Origin of the sequence: Sulfitobacter sp. PM12 (genome assembly GCF_045586035.1) — a bacterium.
Classification (GTDB): Bacteria; Pseudomonadota; Alphaproteobacteria; order Rhodobacterales; family Rhodobacteraceae; genus Sulfitobacter; species Sulfitobacter pontiacus.
In genome coordinates, this window is record NZ_CP151529.1 from 1,045,282 (window position 1) to 1,063,280 (window position 17,999).

Consider the following 17,999-nt stretch of genomic DNA (forward strand, 5'->3'; position numbering starts at 1 on the left):
GCCTTGGACGTGTTTGCAGCGCATATACCAAGGGTGTTTCGGGAACCCGCCGCTGTTTCGGGTCGTTTGTCTTGGGGATGTGATCAAATAGCCACGGGAGAGCGGGCCTTTTGCGCTCCCGCTGATTCAGTAACGAGTAAGGAAGAACCCATGGAAGAAGTCGACGCCAACCCCGGCCTGATTTTCGATAAACTTGACGGCTGGTTGGACGGCTTTTTCAGATTGCTCCCGAATATCGGCGTCGCGCTGGTTGTGGCCGTGGTGTTCTGGTTTCTGGGAATGGGCATCGGCGCGCTGATCCGCAAATCCGCCGGACGCCGCGGACGCGAGAATTTGGGCGACGTGGGCGGGGCACTGATGCGGTGGGCCGTGACCATCATCGGCTTCATGCTGGCGGTGACCATCGTCGCCCCGACGGTCACACCGGGGGATCTAATTGCCGGCTTGGGCGTCAGCTCTGTCGCGATCGGCTTCGCGTTCAAGGATATTTTGCAGAACATGCTGGCAGGTATCCTGATCCTGCTGCGTCAGCCCTTTGAAGTCGGCGACCAGATCGTGTCGGGCGGGCATGAAGGCACGGTCGAAAAGATCGAGACCCGCGCCACGATGATCAAAACCTATGACGGTCGCCGCGTGGTGATCCCGAATTCGGACATTTATACAGACAGCGTGGTGGTCAATACCGCCTTTGACACGCGCCGGTCGGAATATGACATCGGCATCGGCTGCAGCGACGACTGGGATACCGCGCGCAAGGTCATGCAGGATGCCTGCGCCAGCGTTGAGGGTGTAGAGACCGACCCAGCCCCCGAAACGATACCGGTCGAACTGGGCGATTCCGCCAACATCGTCCGCTTGCGCTGGTGGACGAAGTCGGACCGTGCGTCGCAGATCCATACCTTCGGGGCGGTGCTGCAGGCGGTCTATAAAGCGCTGGATGAAAAAGGGATCGATATGCCCTATCCAACGCAGGTGCATCTGTTCCACGACCAGACCGAAGCGACCGACGGCGACCGCCGCGCGCAGCGCGAGGGGTGGCCCGCAGGCGAGGGCGACGTGCCGAAATCGCGCGCTCAGCAACGCGACGAGAAAGAAGAGAAAGCGCGTCGATCCGACGCCTGATCAATTCAGAAAAGAAGGAATGATATGTTTTTCGACAATACGGTACTGGATGTTCTGGCCCGCGGCTTCGTGCTCAGCGGTGTGGCGCTGATCTGGATCATCCTCATGGTGCGGATCGTCGGGCTCAATTCCTTCTCCAAAATGACGAACTTCGACTTTGTGACCACCATCGCCTTCGGCTCTTTGCTGGCGGGGGCGGCGCAAGCGTCGGATTGGAAGGCGTTCTTCCAGACCTTGGTTGCGACGGCCTGCCTGTTTCTTTTCCAGTTCGGCCTATCCTATCTGCGCCGTCGGTCAGAAACCGCTTTGCATACCATCCAGAACGCGCCGGTCTATCTGATGGAGAATGGCAAGATCTGTGAAGAAGCGATGCGGGTCAATCGTGTGTCGCGCAGTGACCTGATGGAGAAGCTGCGCGAATCCAACGTCATGCGGCTGAGCGATGTGCGTGCCGCCGTCTTCGAGACGACGGGCGAAGTCTCTGTTCTATGCGGGGACGAGGTTGATGACGCGATGCTGGAATACGTCCAACGCGTCTAACCGATATACCTGAGTAATTAAGTCGCTTGTGGCGGCGGGCGTTTTGCGCGATCTGTGGGCTATGCCTGTGACCTTATCAGATTTCGAAGCCTCCGCCCACGCGACCCTTGCCGCTGATGTGTTTGCCTACCTTGAAGGCGGCGCAGAAGGCGAGCTGTCGCTGCGCCAGAACCGCGTCAGCTTTGGCCGGATAGGAGTGTTGCCGCGCCTGTTGGCGGACTGTGCTGGCGGCCATACGCGCACGACGATATCGGGGCAGCCCGCGGCGCATCCGATCATAGTCGCGCCGATGGCGTTTCAACGGCTGTTCCACTCGGAAGGGGAAACTGCGACTGCAATGGCCGCTGCCGCTCAAGACGCGGTGATGGTGGTCAGCTGCCAGACCAGCACGGCGCCCGAAGACATCGCCACCATTCCGGGGCGACGCTGGTTCCAGCTTTATATGCAGGCGGATCACGATAGCACGATGACTTTGGTCAACCGCGCGGTGGACTGCGGGGCAGAGGCGCTGGTGGTGACGCTTGACGCGCCGATCAACGGGCTGCGCGACCGCGAGGTTGCCGCGGGCTTCGTGCTGCCAGATGGCGTGCGCCCCGTGATGCTGGACCCGCTGCCACAACCACCGCGACCGCAGTTGCAAGACGGGCAGAGCGTGGTGTTCGACGGGATGATGGTCTTCGCCCCCACATGGGTAGACCTGACGCGGCTGATTGCGGACAGCCCCGTTCCGGTGATCATCAAAGGCTGTCTGCGTGCCGCGGATGCGCGGCGGTTTGTCGATGCCGGTGTTGCGGGGATCATCGTGTCAAACCACGGGGGCAGGGTGCTGGATACTGTTCCGGCCCCCGTCACGCAGTTGCCCGCCGTGGTGCAGGCGGTGGGGCAGGATGTGCCGGTCTATCTGGATGGCGGCATCCGGCGCGGGAGCGATGTGTTCAAGGCGCTGGCGTTGGGGGCCGAGGCTGTGCTGGTCGGTCGCCCCGTGATGCACGGGTTGATCGTCGACGGGGCACGCGGGGCCAGTCAGGTGTTGCGTCGCTTGCGGGACGAGCTGGAAGTGACGATGGCCCTATGCGGCTGCGCAACAGTTGCGGACATCACCCCGGATATGATCACAGCCTTCGGCGGCGACCCGATCAGCGAAAGCGATAGCTGATCGGGATTGCCAGATTGAACGGGCCGGCACCCATGGCAGAGGGCGGGCGCGGCAGTGTTTGCAGGCGGTCAAAGATATCCAGCGCCGCCTGATCGAGCACGGGCCAGCCGGAGGATTTGGACACCTCGCGCGCTTTGATCTGACCGTATTGATCCAGCGTGAAGGCCACGGTTGTGGTCCCCTCGGCGCGGGCTTCGCGGGCGCGGCGGGGATAATCCTTGGCGGCGTTTAACGCCAGAACCAGCGATTTTTGCCAATCCGTGATCTCTGCCCGTTCGGCATCTGTCAGCCCCTGTTCCTTGGCCGCGCTTTGGTCCTGTTCGTCCTGACCCGCGCTTGCCTTGGGGGCGGCAGCCGTGCTTTGCGCGGCGTTCTCGTTTTCGGTCTCTTCCTGCAACTCGGTCGGCGTTTCGGTCGCCTCCTTGTCGGTGTCGACTTCCTGATCGGGGTTGGCGATCTTGAACTGCAGTTCGGGGTCGTCCGGCGTGTGCGGTATCTGTGCCAGCAGCGGATCGTTTGACGCTTTGGCTTCCTCGCGTTCGGCCGGGCTTTCGAGCGTGGCTTGGCTATCCTCGGCGGGTGGCCCGTCGGGGAGGTCGGTTTCAGGCGCGGCCATGATCATCTCGACCTCGGCCAGATCGATCAGCTCGCGGCCCTGAATGCCCGCTTCTTCCGGTGGCTCGTAGGCCGCGGCCTTTGTCAGCCAAAGTGCGACCAGCGCGCCATGCACGCCGATGCTCAGCCCGGCCCCCAGCATCAACCCGGCACCATATCGCGGGGCGTAGGTAAAGCTCATTCTGAGGTGTCCTGCGCAGCGGGGGCAGGCGAAGCGGTTGCCACGTCACCTGCTGCCGCAGGGGCGGCCCCGCCCTCGTCCTCAATCCCGACGAGGCCGATCTTCAGATAGCCTTCGCTGCGCATGCGGTTCATCACGGCCATCACCTCGCCATAGGGAACCGAACGATCGGCATTGATATAGATGCGCGTGCCCAGATCCAGACGGGTCAGGATGCCAAGCCGCATGTTCAGATCCCCCAAGGATACCTCTTCTTCGCCCACGCTCAGGCTGAGGTCCTGATGGATGGTGACAAAGACCGGATCATCGGGGCGCGGCGCGGGTTTGCCGGTGGCGACCGGCAGCTCTACGTTGACGTCCACGGTAGACAGCGGGGCCGCCACCATAAAGATGATCAGCAGGACCAGCATCACGTCGATAAACGGTGTGATGTTGATATCCGCATTGGGGGCAAGATCGTCGCCGCCGTCAGAAAGTCGCACGCCCATCGGGGTTACTCCGCTGCCAGTTTGGTGGCGATATCAGGGGTGGTATGGGGCACGTCGGCGGTACGCTCTGCACGGTCCAGATCACGCGACAGGCAGCGCTCCACCAGCGCCGCGGCATCCCCCACACGCGCGCGGTAGCCGGTGACGACGCGGGTGATGTGGTTATAAAGCAGCACGGCGGGGATCGCGGCGACCAGACCGATGGCGGTAGCCAGCAGCGCTTCGGCGATACCGGGGGCGACGACTGTCAAGCTAGTGCTGCCGCTTTCAGCGATGCCGATAAAGCTGTTCATGATGCCCCAGACCGTGCCGAAAAGCCCGATGAACGGTGCTGTCGACCCGATGGAGCCCAAGATCATCGCACCGGACTGCATCGCGCGCGCGGCCCCTGCCTCGATCCGCGAAAGTTCGGAGGCGACGCGTTCCTTGATGCCCGCCTTGTTCAACCCGTCAGAGATGTCGATCTCGGCCAAAGCGGCGCGGATCATGGCGCGCATGGGGCCGGAAAAGGACTTCGCCTGCGCGCCTTTGACGGCACCTGCCTTGGCAAGCTTGCGGTAGGACCGGCGCAGCCGTGCGTTGGCCCAGCTCACCTGCAGGATCTTGCCCGCCCATACGGCCCAACCCAGAACCGAGGCGATGGCCAGCCCGAACATCACCGCCTTCACGACGATATCGGCCCCCATGAACATCGCCAGCGGCGAATGGCCACCCTGTTGCGCGGCCACGCGCATCGGCTCGGACAGGGCAGGGCCGATCCATTCGTCAGCCCATGTGATCAGCGCGATATTGACCGACGCAGTGTCGGCTGCGGCCAGTTGCGGCGTCGCGACAAGGACGGCCGCCAGAAGGATGCTTGGAAATTTCATATCAGGTCTCTGCCCATTGTCGGATGAGGTTGTGGTAGATGCCGGTCAGGCGCACAGCGGTCGGGTCGTTCAGACCCGCGCTGGCCGACAGCTCTTGGATGGATTGATCCAGATCGAAGAGAATCTCGCGCTGGCCGCCGTCGCGGATCATCGACTGCACCCAGAAGAAGGACGCAACGCGCGCACCACGGGTGACAGGCGTGACCTGATGCAGCGAGGTTGACGGATAAAGCACGCAGTGCCCCGCCGGCAGTTTGACCGACTGGGTGCCGTAGTTGTCTTCGATGACCAGCTCGCCACCGTCATAGTCTTCGGGATCATTCAGGAACAGCGTGCACGACAGGTCGGTCCGCAGGCGCTGGCCGGTTTGCGGGTTCACGCGGATGGCGTTGTCGACATGCACGCCGAAGGTCTCTGCCTCTTCGTAGCGGTTGAACATCGGAGGCAGGACATGCAGCGGGAGGGCAGCGGAAACCCACGTGGGGTTGCCCATCAACCGCTGGAGCACCAGCGTCTGCAAATCAGGCAGAACGGGGCTGTCGAGGGGAATTTGCTGATTGCGCTTGGTTTGCGCCGATTGCGCGCCGGCGGTGTTGCGGCCGTCGTCCCATTGGGCCGTGTCGATCACAGATCGGATATGGGCAACTTCCTGCGGTGACAGGATATTTTCGACGCAAAGCAACATGGTGTATCCTTTCGAGGGGATCGGCTGGCGGCGCGGGTCTGCGCCGCCAGCCTTGGTGTGTGGTTTAGAACTTCATGCTGACAGAGATGGACGCAGAGCGACCCGGTGCCACATAGACGAACGGCGAGCCGGAGCGGTACAGCGCGTCATAGTAGGTTTCGTCCAGCACGTTATCGATGCGGAAGTTGACCGAGGCATCATCCGTGATGTGGTAATCCGCCATCAGGTCAAAGCGCCAGTAGCTGGGCAGCTCGTTGCCGTTGGTCGCCGCGAATGTGCCGCCCTGAACGCTGCCGCGCCATGTGGCTTGGCCGCCAAAGCTCCACTGGTCGTTATAGTCGTAACGGGCCAGTACGTTGAACTGTTCGTGCGCGATATTCGCGAACTCTTCGCCAACGTTGTCGGGGTTGCTGCTTTTCAGCACTTCGCTGTCCATCAGGGTCGCACCGCCGAACAGGCTCAGCTTTTCGGTGATGTTACCGCCAAAGCCCAGTTCGATCCCGCGCACGCGGTATTCGCCGGTCGCGGTGGTCACAACAGGTGCGCCGCGGCCGCCTGTGCTTTCACGGGCATTGTCCTTGGTGGTTTGGAACAGCGCAGCGGTGGCGGTCAGATTGCCGAACTGCCATTTGGTGCCCAGTTCAATCGCGGTGTTTTCTTCGGGCTCCAGCAGCAGGTTCGAGGAATCGATCCCGTTGTAGCTGCCGCCGCCTGCGTCCAGTTCATCCCCGACAGGATTGGTTGAGGTGGCATAGGACAGGTAGATCGACCCGTTGTCGCGGGGTTTCCACACAACACCGGCATTCCAGTTGAACATGGTGTCATCGCGCGACAGCGTATCGGCACCGGCTTCCGTGGTGGTCCGGCTGACGCTGTAGTCATCCAGACGGGCACCAAGGTTCAACTGCCACTGCGGATTAAAGGTGATCGTGTCGTTCAGATACAGCGACCGTGTGGTAACATCGGTCAGCGTCGCATCGGCGCTGCGGACAGGTGTCGCTGTGGAACAGCCGCTGACATCGGGGTTGTAGATCGCGACAGAGCACCCTTCGAGACGGTCCTCAGCAGTGCCGCCCCCCACTTCGGAGGATAGGCCGACATAGCCGCGCTGGCTGATCTCTTCACGCGACAGCGCAAAGCCCGCAATCATGTCATGGCGCGCCGACCCGGTGTTGAAACCAAAGGAAAGCTCGCTGGTGTTCGACGCCACTTCGTTGACCTGATACCGGCTTTTGGGGGAGGCCGTCAGCGTCCAGTTCTGCGGATCGGCGTCCGAGGTGTCAGGGCGTTCAGGCGCCGACACGATATAGTCGTTCTCGGTCCGGCTGAGACGGGAGCGGTTGGTGAAGGTCATGCCCGGGGTGATTTCAAAGGTCGCGCCGAAGGTGGCAACGCTTTGTGTCGCATCGTGGAAATCGCGGTCTGGGTTGCCGTAGAATGTGTCACGGTCCAGCGTCGGACGGCCTGCGGCGGATTCGGTGAAGGGCACGCCGTTTGTGCCATCCCATGGCACGCCCCAATCCGGCATCTGTTTCATCTGCAGCTGGTAGGCTTCGAAATCCAGTGTCAGACGGTCGGTCGCTTCGTATTCGGCAGCGATGGACAGACCCAGACGGTCGTCTTTGCTCCCGTCGCGGCCGGCAACATCACTGACTTGGGCGACGGCACCGATGCGGGTCTTGAAGCGGTCGTTCCAGACCTTGTTCCAGTCGACTTCCTGACGCGCCAGATCGGCGGTGCCAAAGGTCGTGGTGGTTTTGACGAAGTCCGTATCCTGCGCCTTTTTGGTCACCAGATTGACCGCGCCGCCGGTGGTCGAGCGCCCACCGATGGAGCCAGACGGGCCTTTGGTGATCTCGACCTGTTCGGCCATAAATGTTTCGCGCACGGCAACACCGGAATCACGCACGCCGTCGATGAAGACGTCGTTGGAGGACCGGAAGCCGCGGATGAACAGAACGTCGCCGAATGCGTTGCCACCTTCGCCGGTGCCCAATGTGATGCCGGGGGTGGTGCGGGCGAGCTCGCGCACCGATGTCGCGTTCTTGTCGCGCAGCACTTCCTGGGTGACGGCGGTAACCGTGCGCGGTGTATCGACCAGCGGTTGCGTCAGCAGCGAGTTGCCCGATTGAACGGCCTGATATCCGGCTTCGGGGTTGGCGTAGGGCGACAGACCGTTCTCGCCAGCGACGGGCGCGGCGGGGGCGGCAGCAATGGGGGCTTCGGCCACGACGGGTGCAGGGGCGGGTGCCGGTGTCGCGCGGGGGGCAGGGGCCGCCGCGGCGCGTTTCTTGGCGGGTTGTGGCTTGGGCTTGGCGGCCTGCGGCTCGGAGGTTTCGACCTCGATACCGGGAAGTAGCAGCGGCTCGTCGCTGGATTGCGCATAAAGTGCTGCAGGAGACGTCGCGCCGATGGCGGCGGCCGTCATCATGCCGATGCTGCGGCTGGCCGTGTGGCCACGCAAGCTGTGTGGTGTTTTCGTCTGAGTCATATCGCCCTCGTCATTGCCCATTCGGGCTGTTTTTAGGGGGCTGGTCTGGACGATTGGCTACCTATTCACGGGCGGGTTACTAAGGCTGATAAAAACAATCAAGTATTAAACTTCGGCAACCTTACAAAAATTTCAATGGGTTGTAGCGTTGCACATAAGGCGTCGATCGGGCGCGGGAAACGCCCGTTAATGCAGCGTCGGTGCTGCTTCCATTTGCGCGACCTCGCTTGGTGCGCTCAGGCGCATCCGTTTGAGCGCCAGCCCGAAATCCGCAGCAAGCGATGCCACCAGCGGGGCCATATCGGCGCGTACCAGCAGGGTCGCGATCAGCATCGCGTCTTCGCGCTGTCCGTCCGTGGCTGTCGCGATGAAGTTCGCAAAGCAGGATTCGTCCGATCCCAGACATTTGCACGTGACCGAATGGCGCATCAAAGGCCGCCGCCCGAACCGTGCACAAAGCGAGCATAGCTGTTCAAACGTAGCGAGCGCCTTGCTCCCGTTGGTGTGGCCGAGGACGCTGGCAAAATCGCTGCTGACTTTTTCCTGTGCGTCAGGCCCGTCACACCACATCCGCAAATAGATGACCGACGCGGCCTGAAGGCTGTCCAGCTCTGTGATGAACCCTACCGGGGCACCGCCGGGGTGCTGATGTGCGTCATTCATTTGGTCAGGATCAATTTGCCAGCGCGTGTGATTCGCAAGGTGTAGGTCTGGGTATCCAGCACGATTTGCGCCAGATCTCCGCCTTCGGTCAGGTCGCGGGCAGAGTAGGTCGGCAGCGCGTTCATCGGGGCTTGGGTCTTTGGGGGGGCATGGAATGTCATAGGGCTGCTCTATCGATGGTCATGGAAAAGGAACGTTGCACGCGGCACCGATCATCAGGCAGCCCTGCGGCTTGGTCCTGACGGTGAACGGCAGTCTGCGTTCTGGGGAATGGTCTCATCGTGGGACTCCTCACATCATATGTGTCGGGCGTCCCCGTGATCGCATGCGGGGTGGCTAGACGTTTCCATAAACCTGATTGAAATTATAGGGTATGTCAATCCGACAGTTTTAGTCGGAATACTTAGGGCGCATTTTTGTTTGTCTGTGTCGTGCAAAAGAATACCCCCCGCAGCACGGGGCGGCGGGGGGGTATAAGGCGCTTTGACCGGCAAAGCACAAACGTCGGTTAGGGGTGCGTTATTGCGTCTTCATCTCGGCGCGCAGGCCGCGGAAGATTGCGTAGCACAGGAACAGCAGCACCACAGTAAAGGGCAATCCGGTAGAGATAACCATCGACTGAAGCGACTTGAGCCCGCCTGCAGACAGCAGCAGCACAATCGCTACGGCACCTTCGAAGATGCACCAGAACACGCGCTGTGGCGCAGGTGCGTCGACCTTGCCGCCTGCCGTGATCGTATCGATCACCAGCGAGCCGGAGTCAGACGAGGTCACGAAGAACACGATGACCAAGACGATACCGATCAGCGATGTGATCCCGGCAAGTGGCAGCGCATCCAGCATGGCGAACAGCTGGCGTGGCAGCTCGGCTTCTTGCGCGGCTGTGTAGCCGTCGCTGATCACCTGATCGATTGCCATGCCACCAAAGACGCTCATCCACAGGACGCAAACAAGGCTCGGGATCAGCAGGACGCAGGTCAGGAACTCGCGGACCGAACGGCCACGGCTTACGCGGGCGATGAACATGCCGACGAAAGGGGACCAGCTGATCCACCATGCCCAGTAGAACGATGTCCAGCCCTGCATAAAGTTCACGTCTTCACGGCCGATCGGATTGGACAGACCTGGCAGATATTCCACATAGGCCAGCAGCGATGACCCGAAGGTCGACAGGATCGCCAGCGTCGGTCCGACCAACAGCACGAAGGCCAACAGCAAAAACGCCAGACCCATGTTGATCTCTGACAGGACTTTGACACCGCCATCAAGGCCGCGCAGCACGGATACGGTCGCAATCGCGGTGATGCCGGTGATCAGCAGAACCTGAGTTGTGGGGCCAACCGCCACACCAAAGAGCTCGTTCAAGCCCGCGTTGGCTTGCGTGGCACCCAGACCAAGCGATGTCGCCAGACCAAAGAGCGTTGCAAATACGGCGAGAATGTCGATCACGTGACCGGGCCAGCCCCAGACGCGTTCCCCCAGGATCGGGTAAAAGGCAGAGCGGATGGTCAGGGGAAGACCCTTGTTATAGCTGAACAGCGCCAGCGCCAGACCAACAACGGCATAGATCGCCCAAGGGTGCAGGCCCCAGTGGTAGATCGTGGCCGCCATACCCAAACGCACCGCTTCGGCCTGATCGCCCGCTGCCGCGCCCAAAGGTGCCCAATCGGTGCGCAGGCCGTCTTCGCCAACAGCTGTGCCACCCATGGAGCTCGAGAAATGCGATAGCGGTTCAGAGACGCCATAGAACATCAGACCGATGCCCATGCCCGCCGCGAACAGCATCGAGAACCATCCAAGGTAGGTATAGTCGGGGCTTGCTTCGGCCCCGCCAAGACGCACACGGCCCAAAGGCGTGACGATCAGGAACAGGCAGAACAGCACAAAAATGTTGCCGGCAGAGATAAAGAACCAGTCAAAGCCCTTTGTCACCGACGAAAACAGCCATGTGAACAGCGCGCCAGACTGTTCGGGCAGCGCGAGTGTATAGAATACAAAGGCAACAATACACACACCCGAGATCGCGAAGACCGGGTTGTGAATGTCGAAGCCGAAGGGCCCCACGCTGCCTTCTTTGTTGTCTTGGCCGATCTCGTAATCCGTGTCGATTACGGCAGCGGCCCCGTCGGGTGTCGGGATACCCGGCGACGTTTCATCTGTCATTAGATGCTCTCCATTTTATGTATTTGCGACTAATCATAGCGCAACTCCGACAAAACGACCACCGCTGCGCGGGAATTAAGTAAATGAATATCATGGCTTAGCCCCCGGATGCGGGCTTGACGCCCCGTTTGCGGGTCGCGGGCTATGCGTTTTTTCCGTGGTTTACCGCGAATCCCCTCTTTGGATTCGGGTGAAACACCGGGGCGGATCCGCGTGCCTCAACGCCCAAGCCCGTCTGAACGGAGGGGGCAACCGCACCGCGGGATAGCGCCCTATCCCAAAAGATATGCCGTCCTATCCGTCCATGGCCCCGACCCACCTGCTTGCGCAAATGAAAGCGCGGGCGTCTGCGGTCACCATGGTCCCATGACAAATTTTTTCATCATGGGGGATGATATGAAAGTTACTTGCACACTACCAATTATCGCAACCGCGGCACTTCTGGCCGCTACCACTGTCAGCGCCGAAGGGTTCAGCCTGTCCGGTGCGCGCTCTGCCATGCAAAGCGACATCTCGTTCAACGTCATGCAATCCGCAGGGCAGGGTCAGATCAAGCTGCGCCATAAGGTCCAGCCCAAAGCGCAGGTCCGGTCCAAAACCGTGAGCAGCCGCAGCCGGTCTTTCCAAGAGCTCAGCGGGGTCAGCACGGCCGCGGACCTCAAAAGCCTCATCGCTTGGGCCGAGGCGGGTCCGAAGGGCTATGACGCCGTGCAATACGGGGCCAAACGGCTGCCGCCACAGCGTCCGACGCAAATGACCATCGGCGAGATCTACCGCTGGATCGACCGCACGCCGGGCCAACCGCATGCCATCGGTCGATACCAATTCATTCCATCCACGCTGCGCAGTCTGGTGCGACAGGCGGGGCTAAGCAAGAATGACCGCTTTACCTCGGCCGTGCAGGATGGGCTGGCGGATATCCTTTTGGTCGATGCGGGATTTAACGCGTTCAAGAAAGGCAAGATCAGCCGCCACCGCTTTATGGAAAACCTCGCACGTATCTGGGCCGGTTTCCCGACCTCTAACGGGCGGTCCTATTATCACGGCTATGCGGGCAACAAGGCCGTCATCTCGTGGAACGAGTTCGACGCCGTAATGAAGAAGATTTTCGCAACCAAACGCGGCTGATCCCCGCGTTAGGGCTTGTTCCGGGCGGACAGCCGTGGCCCAATGGCCGGGTCTGGTGTCCGCCTCGCGGAAGAATCGGGAAGCTGGTGAAACTCCGGCACGTGCCCAACGCTGTAATGGGGATGGTTTGCGCATAGGCCACTGGAATATTCCGGGAAGGCGCGCGGACCAAACGACCCTAAGTCAGAAGACCGGCCAGACAGTACAGCTTGCCCCGCATGGACAGCGGGATTGGCGCATAAACGTATTGTTGGGGACTGAACAATGCCGATACCCTCTGCGCTGGCACCCGCCGCGCCTTTTTCAGATACTGAACGCGACGCCGTCTACAAGGCGATCTTCACCCGCCGCGATGTACGTGATCAGTTTTTACCCGATCCAGTGGCCGAGGATATGTTGCACCGCATACTGACCGCCGCGCATCACGCACCGTCCGTCGGGTTGTCACAGCCGTGGAATTTCATCGTCATCCGCGATCAGGCCGCACGCGATCAGGTCTGGCAAGCCTTCAACCGCGCCAACGAGGAAGCCGCCCAGATGTTCGAGGGCGACCGCCAGACAACCTACAGGTCGCTGAAGCTCGAAGGTATCCGCAAGGCGCCGGTCAATATCTGCGTGACATGTGACCGCAGCCGTGGCGGCAGGGTCGTGCTGGGGCGCACCCATAATCAAAGCATGGATTTGTATAGCACCGTCTGCGCGATCCAGAACCTCTGGCTTGCCGCCCGCGCCGAGGGCATCGGGATGGGCTGGGTCAGCGTGTTCCGCGATGCCGATCTGCGTGACCTGCTGAATATCCCCGACCGGATAGAGATCGTCGGCTACCTCTGTCTAGGGCACGTGGACGAGCTTTACCAGACGCCCGAACTCGAGGTGAAAGGCTGGAGCAAACGGCTCCCCGTGGACGAGATGATCTTTGACGGTACGTGGCAGGGCGACCCGTAGTCCCCGCCCGTCCCGCTCACGTTGCCACCTCCCGCAATGCGGGTAATTTGCGCGGTCAGCGGAACTATGCCGGTTCCCTGACGTTGCCTTTGTGAAGCCAGTGCATCCCGCGTCTGGCACGCAAAGAGGAAGTATTCAAAATGGGCGGTATCATTTATCTCGTTGGTCTTGTGGTCGTGGTTATGGCGGTGCTGTCGCTGGTCGGCTTGGCGTAATCAAACGCCGGGGAGGCATTTACATGAACACGACACTTACTGAAAAAACTGCCGATGGATCCTATGTCGACTGGCCCGCAATTTTCGCGGGCACTGTTGTCGCTGTGGCGATCGGCCTTTTGCTGACCACCTTCGGCGCGGCACTTGGCCTGTCGTCGATCACGCTGGACGGAACTGACAATTCATCGACGCTTGAACTGGTGCTGACCGCGCTGTGGATGGTGATCACGCTCGTCGCCTCCTATCTGGCCGGTGGTTATATCGCGGGCCGCATGCGCCGCCGCGTCGAAAGCGCTACGGATGATGAAGTCACTGCACGTGACGGGATCAACGGTCTGGTTGTTTGGGGCCTCGGCTCTGTGATCACCGCCGTGATGCTATCCAGCGCGCTGAGCTTTGCAGCCAATACCGCGGGCAATGTCGCAGCGGGTGCGGGCAAAGCGGCTGGTACGGTCGTCGAAGCTGCGGGCTCTGCCGTGGGAGGTGCTGCCTCCGGACTGGCCGATGCGGCGGGTGCTGCAATCCCGGATGAGGCCAAGAATGATCCGACAGATTACCTGTCGAACCAGCTTTTGCGCCCCAATCAGGTCGACCCGCTGACAGCCGATCCCGAGCAATTGGCAGAGCAGACCGCCAGCATCGTCGCGAATATCTACCGCACGGGTGAGGTCAGCGAGGAAGACCGGACCTATCTTGCCGGCGCTGTTGCTGCACGCACCGATCTGACCCAGGCCCAGGCGAAAGAGCGTGTGGATCAGATCGTGACCCAAGCGCAAGAAGCACGTCAGGAAGTCGAAGACGCTGTAGCCGCTGCCAAGGCCGAGGCTGAACAGGCCGCAGCAGAGGCGAAAGAAGCAGCGGTTGAAGCTGCGCAAACCGCACGTAACGCCGGTATCCTGACCGCCTTTGTACTGGCCGCCGCGTCGCTGATTGCCGGTGTGGCATCCGTTGCAGGGTCGGTCCATGGGGGCCGCCACCGCGATCAGGGCCGTCTGTTTGCCGGTCTGACATATCGCGGCTAAATTGCTTCACGTGAAAATCAAAACCCCGGCGGCGCAAGCGGTCGGGGTTTTCTTCTGCCATCGTGATTCGGGATGTTTCGGGGCAGGGGACGCTGCGACGACTTCAGGCGCATCCATGGCACATGCCAAAACCGCAACGCCAGATAAATAAGGCATCAGGGCAAAGCGATATGTTTAAAGGGGGGATCTGGTGCTGAAGGGGAGGATTGAACTCCCGACCTCGTCATTACCAATGACGCGCTCTACCACTGAGCTACTCCAGCACTGTGGGCGGGTGATTAGACCCATTCGCAATATGGTGCAAGCGTAATCTGGACCATATCGGTCCGCTGCGCTAGACAATCGACATGTCAAAGGATACCGCCCCACAAAAGCCGCCAAAACCCAATGTATTGCGGGAAGACAGGCTGAAAGCCGCGCTGAAAGCCAATATGGGCCGACGCAAGGCGCAAGCGCGTGCGCGCAGCGACAAAAGCCAAAGCGACGACACGCAAAATAATAACGCGCAGACAGATAACGGGCCGACCGGCCAAACCAAGGAAGGCTGAAGGATGGATTCGATTGTGGTCAAAGGCGGCGGTGCGCTGTCGGGACAAATTCCGATTGCGGGGGCCAAGAACGCCTGTCTGACGCTTATGCCCGCGACCCTGCTGTCCGAAGAGCCGCTGACGCTGACCAACGCGCCACGCCTGTCCGACATCCGCACCATGACCGAATTGCTGCGGTCCCTTGGGGCAGAGGTGACATCGATGCAGGACGGTCAGGTTCTGGCGATGTCCTGCCATGGCGAGATCAACACGCGCGCCGAATATGACATCGTGCGCAAGATGCGCGCGTCGAACCTTGTGCTAGGGCCGCTGCTGGCCCGCGAAGGGCACGCGCAGGTATCACTGCCGGGCGGCTGCGCGATTGGTGCGCGTCCGATGGATATTCACACCGATGGTCTGGCCCTGATGGGCGCAGAGATCGACTTGCGTGACGGTTATCTGCACGCCAAGGCGCAAGGCGGGGCCTTGAAAGGTGCGGTCATCGACTTCCCCTTTGCCTCTGTCGGCGCGACCGAGAACATCATGATGGCCGCGACCTTGGCCAAGGGCACGACGGTGATCAACAACGCCGCGCGCGAGCCCGAGATCGTGGATCTCGCGGATTGTTTGCGTGCTATGGGCGCGCAGATCGAAGGCGACGGCACCAGCCGGATCGAGATTCAGGGCGTTGACCGCCTGCATGGGGCGACCCACCGTGTTGTGACCGACCGGATCGAACTGGGCACCTATATGCTCGCCCCTGCGATGTGCGGTGGCGAGGTTGAATTGCTGGGCGGGCGCATCGACCTGCTGTCGGCTTTCTGCGAAAAGCTTGACGCGGCAGGGATCGACGTGACCGAGACGGACAAAGGTCTGAAAGTCGCGCGGCGCAATGGCGTGATCAACGCGGTGAATGTCACGACTGAACCTTTCCCCGGTTTCCCCACCGACCTGCAAGCCCAGATGATGGCGCTGCTGTGTACGGCGGACGGTACCTCGGTGCTGGAAGAGAAAATCTTCGAGAACCGCTTTATGCACGCGCCCGAGCTGATCCGCATGGGGGCCGATATCGAGGTCCACGGCGGCACCGCGACGGTGCACGGCGTCAAAAAGCTGAAAGGTGCGCCGGTGATGGCGACCGATCTGCGCGCATCGATTTCCCTGATCCTTGCCGGTATGGCCGCCGAAGGCGAAACGCGCGTCAGCCGTGTCTACCATCTGGATCGCGGGTACGAACATGTGGTGGCGAAACTGCGCGGCGTGGGCGCAAATATTGAACGGATCAAAGACCAATGACCGAAGATGCACGTTTCGAAGACGGGCGCGAAGCCCCGCTGAACCTCGGCGCGCTGGATGCCGATGACCTCAAGGTGATCTCCTCGCTTGCGCAGGATGCTGTGTTTCCGGGATCGGAAATGCGCTGGCTGCAAAAAGAAGGGCGCTTTGCCCTGCTGCTGAACCGCGTGCGGTGGGAAGACGCGGGCAAATCGCGCCACGCCCCGGAACGCGTGCAAACAATCTTGATGTTCAGCAACGTGCAGCGCGTGTCCAGCCAAGGCGTGAACAAGGGGGATGCGGATACCATCCTGTCGCTGTTGCAGATCGAGTTCACCGAAACCGATGCGCCCTCGGGCGACGTGCTGCTGACCCTCGCGGGGGACGGCGTGATCCGGCTGACGGTCGAAGCGCTGGATGTGACCTTGAAGGACGTGACGCGCCCCTATGTGGCCCCGTCGCGCAAGCTGCCGGAACATCCGGCATAAGCGTTCTTCCACATTCTGTGCCGTGCGGGTCGCCCGCGTGGCATCCCTTCAAAGCCCATTGCACGTTGCAAAGGACATCCGATGCCCCAATTCCTAGACTTCGATCAGCCCGATTTCGAACAGGCGTTCACCGCGCTGCTCTCTGCCAAACGTGAAGACAGCCCCGACGTGGACGACACGGTGGCCAAGATCATCGCGCAGGTGCGGTCCAAGGGCGATGCCGCTGTGATCGAGCTGACCCAGAAGTTCGACCGCATCGCGCTGACCCCCGACACCCTGCGCATCACCGCTGCTGAAGTTGACGCCGCGGTTGCCGAAGTCTCGGACGCGGATCGCACAGCGCTTGAACTCGCCGCGGCGCGTATCCGTGCCTATCACGAACGGCAGCTGCCCGAGGATGCGCAGTGGCAGGACGACGCCGGTGCCACGCTTGGCTGGCGGTGGAGCGCGGTATCCGCCGCAGGGCTTTATGTGCCCGGTGGTCTGGCAAGCTATCCTTCCTCTGTCTTGATGAACGCGATCCCGGCCAAGGTCGCGGGGGTTGAGCGGCTTGCGATGGTCGTGCCCACGCCGGACGGGGTGCTGAACCCGCTGGTGTTGCTGGCCGCGCGGCTGGCGGGCGTCGATGAGATTTACCGCATCGGTGGGGCGCAGGCGGTGGCCGCACTGGCCTATGGCACCGACACGATCCCCCCCGTCGACAAGATCACCGGCCCCGGCAATGCCTATGTCGCTGCCGCGAAACGGCGGGTGTTTGGCAAGGTGGGCATCGACATGATCGCGGGCCCATCCGAAATTCTGGTAATCGCGGATGGGGACAACGATGCTGACTGGATCGCCCTTGATCTGCTAAGCCAGGCCGAACACGACGAAAGCGCCCAATCGATCCTGATCACCACGGACAAGGCGTTTGGCCGCGCGGTGTCGGATGCTGTGGATGCGCGGCTGGAAACGCTGGAACGGCGCGCGATTGCGGGCACCAGCTGGCGCGAGAACGGGGCGATCATTACCGTGCCGGATCTGGCGACAGCCGCCAAGCTGAGCAACCGTATCGCACCTGAACACCTTGAACTTTGCGTCGCGGATGTGGATGCGCTGAGCGCGCAGATCACCCACGCGGGGGCGATCTTCCTTGGTCAATGGACGCCCGAGGCGATTGGCGATTACGTCGGTGGGCCGAACCACGTGCTGCCCACGGCGCGCTCTGCGCGGTTTTCCAGCGGGCTGTCGGTGCTGGACTTTATGAAGCGCACGACACTGGCACGGATGACGCCGGACGCGCTGCGCGCGATCGGCCCGTCGGCGGAACGTCTGGCGCGATCCGAAAGCCTTGAGGCGCACGGTCTGTCGGTCACCGCAAGGCTGCGCAAACTGAACGACTGACGCAACGGCCCTTTGCCCGGCCCGCCGATGTCAATTGTAGAAC

At 61.5% G+C, this 17,999-nt stretch carries 18 protein-coding genes, 1 tRNA gene and 1 riboswitch; of the genes, 10 read left to right on the forward strand and 9 right to left on the reverse strand.

Annotated features, from left to right (window positions below):
* Window positions 1-150 precede the first annotated feature (150 nt).
* From AADW22_RS05020 to AADW22_RS05030, 3 genes are all read left to right on the forward strand, one after another.
* Entirely contained in the window at window positions 151-1,122 is a 972-nt protein-coding gene (locus tag AADW22_RS05020) for a mechanosensitive ion channel family protein (RefSeq protein ID WP_243251346.1), read from the forward strand.
* 24 nt (window positions 1,123-1,146) lie between these two features.
* Entirely contained in the window at window positions 1,147-1,662 is a 516-nt protein-coding gene (locus AADW22_RS05025; protein ID WP_037963563.1) for a DUF421 domain-containing protein, read from the forward strand.
* Between the two features lie 61 nt (window positions 1,663-1,723).
* Complete coding sequence (locus tag AADW22_RS05030) at window positions 1,724-2,818, forward strand: alpha-hydroxy acid oxidase (RefSeq protein ID WP_407474372.1); 1,095 nt, start codon at window positions 1,724-1,726, stop codon at window positions 2,816-2,818.
* On the opposite strand, the gene AADW22_RS05035 is transcribed toward AADW22_RS05030, so the two are convergent.
* The 8 genes from AADW22_RS05035 to AADW22_RS05070 all read right to left on the reverse strand — a co-directional run bounded on the left by AADW22_RS05035 (window position 2,799) and on the right by AADW22_RS05070 (window position 10,973).
* The gene (locus AADW22_RS05035) at window positions 2,799-3,614 is read right to left on the reverse strand and encodes a TonB family protein (protein WP_407474373.1); all 816 of its coding nucleotides are present in this window, start codon (window positions 3,612-3,614) and stop codon (window positions 2,799-2,801) included. The genes AADW22_RS05030 and AADW22_RS05035 overlap by 20 nt on opposite strands.
* Entirely contained in the window at window positions 3,611-4,102 is a 492-nt protein-coding gene (exbD, locus tag AADW22_RS05040; protein WP_407474374.1) for a TonB system transport protein ExbD, read from the reverse strand. The genes AADW22_RS05035 and exbD overlap by 4 nt, the downstream gene beginning before the upstream one ends.
* A gap of 5 nt (window positions 4,103-4,107) precedes the next feature.
* On the reverse strand, window positions 4,108-4,971 hold the full coding sequence (gene exbB / locus AADW22_RS05045; protein ID WP_051577565.1) for a tonB-system energizer ExbB: 864 nt from the start codon (window positions 4,969-4,971) through the stop codon (window positions 4,108-4,110).
* A gap of 1 nt (window position 4,972) precedes the next feature.
* On the reverse strand, window positions 4,973-5,656 hold the full coding sequence (locus AADW22_RS05050; protein WP_184582886.1) for a Fe2+-dependent dioxygenase: 684 nt from the start codon (window positions 5,654-5,656) through the stop codon (window positions 4,973-4,975).
* A 64-nt stretch (window positions 5,657-5,720) separates the two neighbouring features.
* Window positions 5,721-8,147, reverse strand: a complete 2,427-nt coding sequence (locus AADW22_RS05055; protein ID WP_407474375.1) for a TonB-dependent receptor — start codon at window positions 8,145-8,147, stop codon at window positions 5,721-5,723.
* Between the two features lie 186 nt (window positions 8,148-8,333).
* Window positions 8,334-8,810: a hypothetical protein gene (locus tag AADW22_RS05060; RefSeq protein WP_005851872.1), complete on the reverse strand. Its 477-nt coding sequence runs from the start codon at window positions 8,808-8,810 to the stop codon at window positions 8,334-8,336.
* Window positions 8,807-8,971: a hemin uptake protein HemP gene (gene hemP / locus AADW22_RS05065; RefSeq protein WP_009826214.1), complete on the reverse strand. Its 165-nt coding sequence runs from the start codon at window positions 8,969-8,971 to the stop codon at window positions 8,807-8,809. The genes AADW22_RS05060 and hemP overlap by 4 nt, the downstream gene beginning before the upstream one ends.
* A 358-nt stretch (window positions 8,972-9,329) precedes the next feature.
* Window positions 9,330-10,973 (reverse strand): BCCT family transporter, encoded by a 1,644-nt coding sequence (locus tag AADW22_RS05070; protein WP_037963554.1) that lies wholly within the window; start codon window positions 10,971-10,973, stop codon window positions 9,330-9,332.
* Window positions 10,974-11,339: 366 nt separating this feature from the next.
* Between AADW22_RS05070 and AADW22_RS05075 the strand changes: the two genes are divergently transcribed.
* From AADW22_RS05075 to AADW22_RS05085, 3 genes are all read left to right on the forward strand, one after another.
* Entirely contained in the window at window positions 11,340-12,101 is a 762-nt protein-coding gene (locus tag AADW22_RS05075; protein WP_005851877.1) for a hypothetical protein, read from the forward strand.
* Between the two features lie 36 nt (window positions 12,102-12,137).
* A riboswitch (cobalamin riboswitch) is annotated at window positions 12,138-12,316 on the forward strand.
* Between the two features lie 49 nt (window positions 12,317-12,365).
* Complete coding sequence (bluB, locus tag AADW22_RS05080) at window positions 12,366-13,046, forward strand: 5,6-dimethylbenzimidazole synthase (protein ID WP_407474376.1); 681 nt, start codon at window positions 12,366-12,368, stop codon at window positions 13,044-13,046.
* Between the two features lie 238 nt (window positions 13,047-13,284).
* Window positions 13,285-14,283, forward strand: coding sequence for a hypothetical protein (locus AADW22_RS05085; protein WP_005851883.1), 999 nt, complete (start codon window positions 13,285-13,287; stop codon window positions 14,281-14,283).
* Between the two features lie 188 nt (window positions 14,284-14,471).
* Here the strand turns inward: AADW22_RS05085 and AADW22_RS05090 are convergent.
* Window positions 14,472-14,546 (reverse strand) — tRNA-Thr (locus AADW22_RS05090).
* 84 nt (window positions 14,547-14,630) lie between these two features.
* Here AADW22_RS05090 and AADW22_RS05095 point away from each other — a divergent pair.
* From AADW22_RS05095 to hisD, 4 genes are all read left to right on the forward strand, one after another.
* Entirely contained in the window at window positions 14,631-14,831 is a 201-nt protein-coding gene (locus AADW22_RS05095) for a hypothetical protein (protein WP_009826219.1), read from the forward strand.
* 3 nt (window positions 14,832-14,834) lie between these two features.
* The gene (gene murA / locus AADW22_RS05100; RefSeq protein WP_037943535.1) at window positions 14,835-16,106 is read left to right on the forward strand and encodes a UDP-N-acetylglucosamine 1-carboxyvinyltransferase; all 1,272 of its coding nucleotides are present in this window, start codon (window positions 14,835-14,837) and stop codon (window positions 16,104-16,106) included.
* A complete protein-coding gene (locus tag AADW22_RS05105; RefSeq protein ID WP_005851890.1) occupies window positions 16,103-16,573 on the forward strand; it encodes a DUF2948 family protein in 471 nt (156 codons plus the stop codon). Before murA ends, AADW22_RS05105 begins: the two co-directional genes overlap by 4 nt.
* 81 nt (window positions 16,574-16,654) lie before the next feature.
* Window positions 16,655-17,956, forward strand: coding sequence for a histidinol dehydrogenase (hisD, locus tag AADW22_RS05110; protein WP_407474377.1), 1,302 nt, complete (start codon window positions 16,655-16,657; stop codon window positions 17,954-17,956).
* Window positions 17,957-17,999 lie beyond the last annotated feature (43 nt).

Excerpts from the sequence above, each read along its gene's own strand:
- AADW22_RS05050 (WP_184582886.1), bottom strand. The coding sequence starts at position 5,656 with ATGTTGCTTTGCGTCGAAAATATCCTGTCACCGCAGGAAGTTGCCCAT.
- hisD (WP_407474377.1), top strand. The coding sequence starts at position 16,655 with ATGCCCCAATTCCTAGACTTCGATCAGCCCGATTTCGAACAGGCGTTC.
- murA (WP_037943535.1), top strand. The coding sequence starts at position 14,835 with ATGGATTCGATTGTGGTCAAAGGCGGCGGTGCGCTGTCGGGACAAATT.
- AADW22_RS05025 (WP_037963563.1), top strand. The coding sequence starts at position 1,147 with ATGTTTTTCGACAATACGGTACTGGATGTTCTGGCCCGCGGCTTCGTG.
- AADW22_RS05055 (WP_407474375.1), bottom strand. The coding sequence starts at position 8,147 with ATGACTCAGACGAAAACACCACACAGCTTGCGTGGCCACACGGCCAGC.
- AADW22_RS05075 (WP_005851877.1), top strand. The coding sequence starts at position 11,340 with ATGACAAATTTTTTCATCATGGGGGATGATATGAAAGTTACTTGCACA.
- AADW22_RS05095 (WP_009826219.1), top strand. The coding sequence starts at position 14,631 with ATGTCAAAGGATACCGCCCCACAAAAGCCGCCAAAACCCAATGTATTG.
- AADW22_RS05035 (WP_407474373.1), bottom strand. The coding sequence starts at position 3,614 with ATGAGCTTTACCTACGCCCCGCGATATGGTGCCGGGTTGATGCTGGGG.
- exbB (WP_051577565.1), bottom strand. The coding sequence starts at position 4,971 with ATGAAATTTCCAAGCATCCTTCTGGCGGCCGTCCTTGTCGCGACGCCG.
- AADW22_RS05070 (WP_037963554.1), bottom strand. The coding sequence starts at position 10,973 with ATGACAGATGAAACGTCGCCGGGTATCCCGACACCCGACGGGGCCGCT.
- AADW22_RS05105 (WP_005851890.1), top strand. The coding sequence starts at position 16,103 with ATGACCGAAGATGCACGTTTCGAAGACGGGCGCGAAGCCCCGCTGAAC.
- AADW22_RS05020 (WP_243251346.1), top strand. The coding sequence starts at position 151 with ATGGAAGAAGTCGACGCCAACCCCGGCCTGATTTTCGATAAACTTGAC.
- bluB (WP_407474376.1), top strand. The coding sequence starts at position 12,366 with ATGCCGATACCCTCTGCGCTGGCACCCGCCGCGCCTTTTTCAGATACT.
- AADW22_RS05085 (WP_005851883.1), top strand. The coding sequence starts at position 13,285 with ATGAACACGACACTTACTGAAAAAACTGCCGATGGATCCTATGTCGAC.
- AADW22_RS05060 (WP_005851872.1), bottom strand. The coding sequence starts at position 8,810 with ATGAATGACGCACATCAGCACCCCGGCGGTGCCCCGGTAGGGTTCATC.
- exbD (WP_407474374.1), bottom strand. The coding sequence starts at position 4,102 with ATGGGCGTGCGACTTTCTGACGGCGGCGACGATCTTGCCCCCAATGCG.
- AADW22_RS05030 (WP_407474372.1), top strand. The coding sequence starts at position 1,724 with ATGCCTGTGACCTTATCAGATTTCGAAGCCTCCGCCCACGCGACCCTT.
- hemP (WP_009826214.1), bottom strand. The coding sequence starts at position 8,971 with ATGACATTCCATGCCCCCCCAAAGACCCAAGCCCCGATGAACGCGCTG.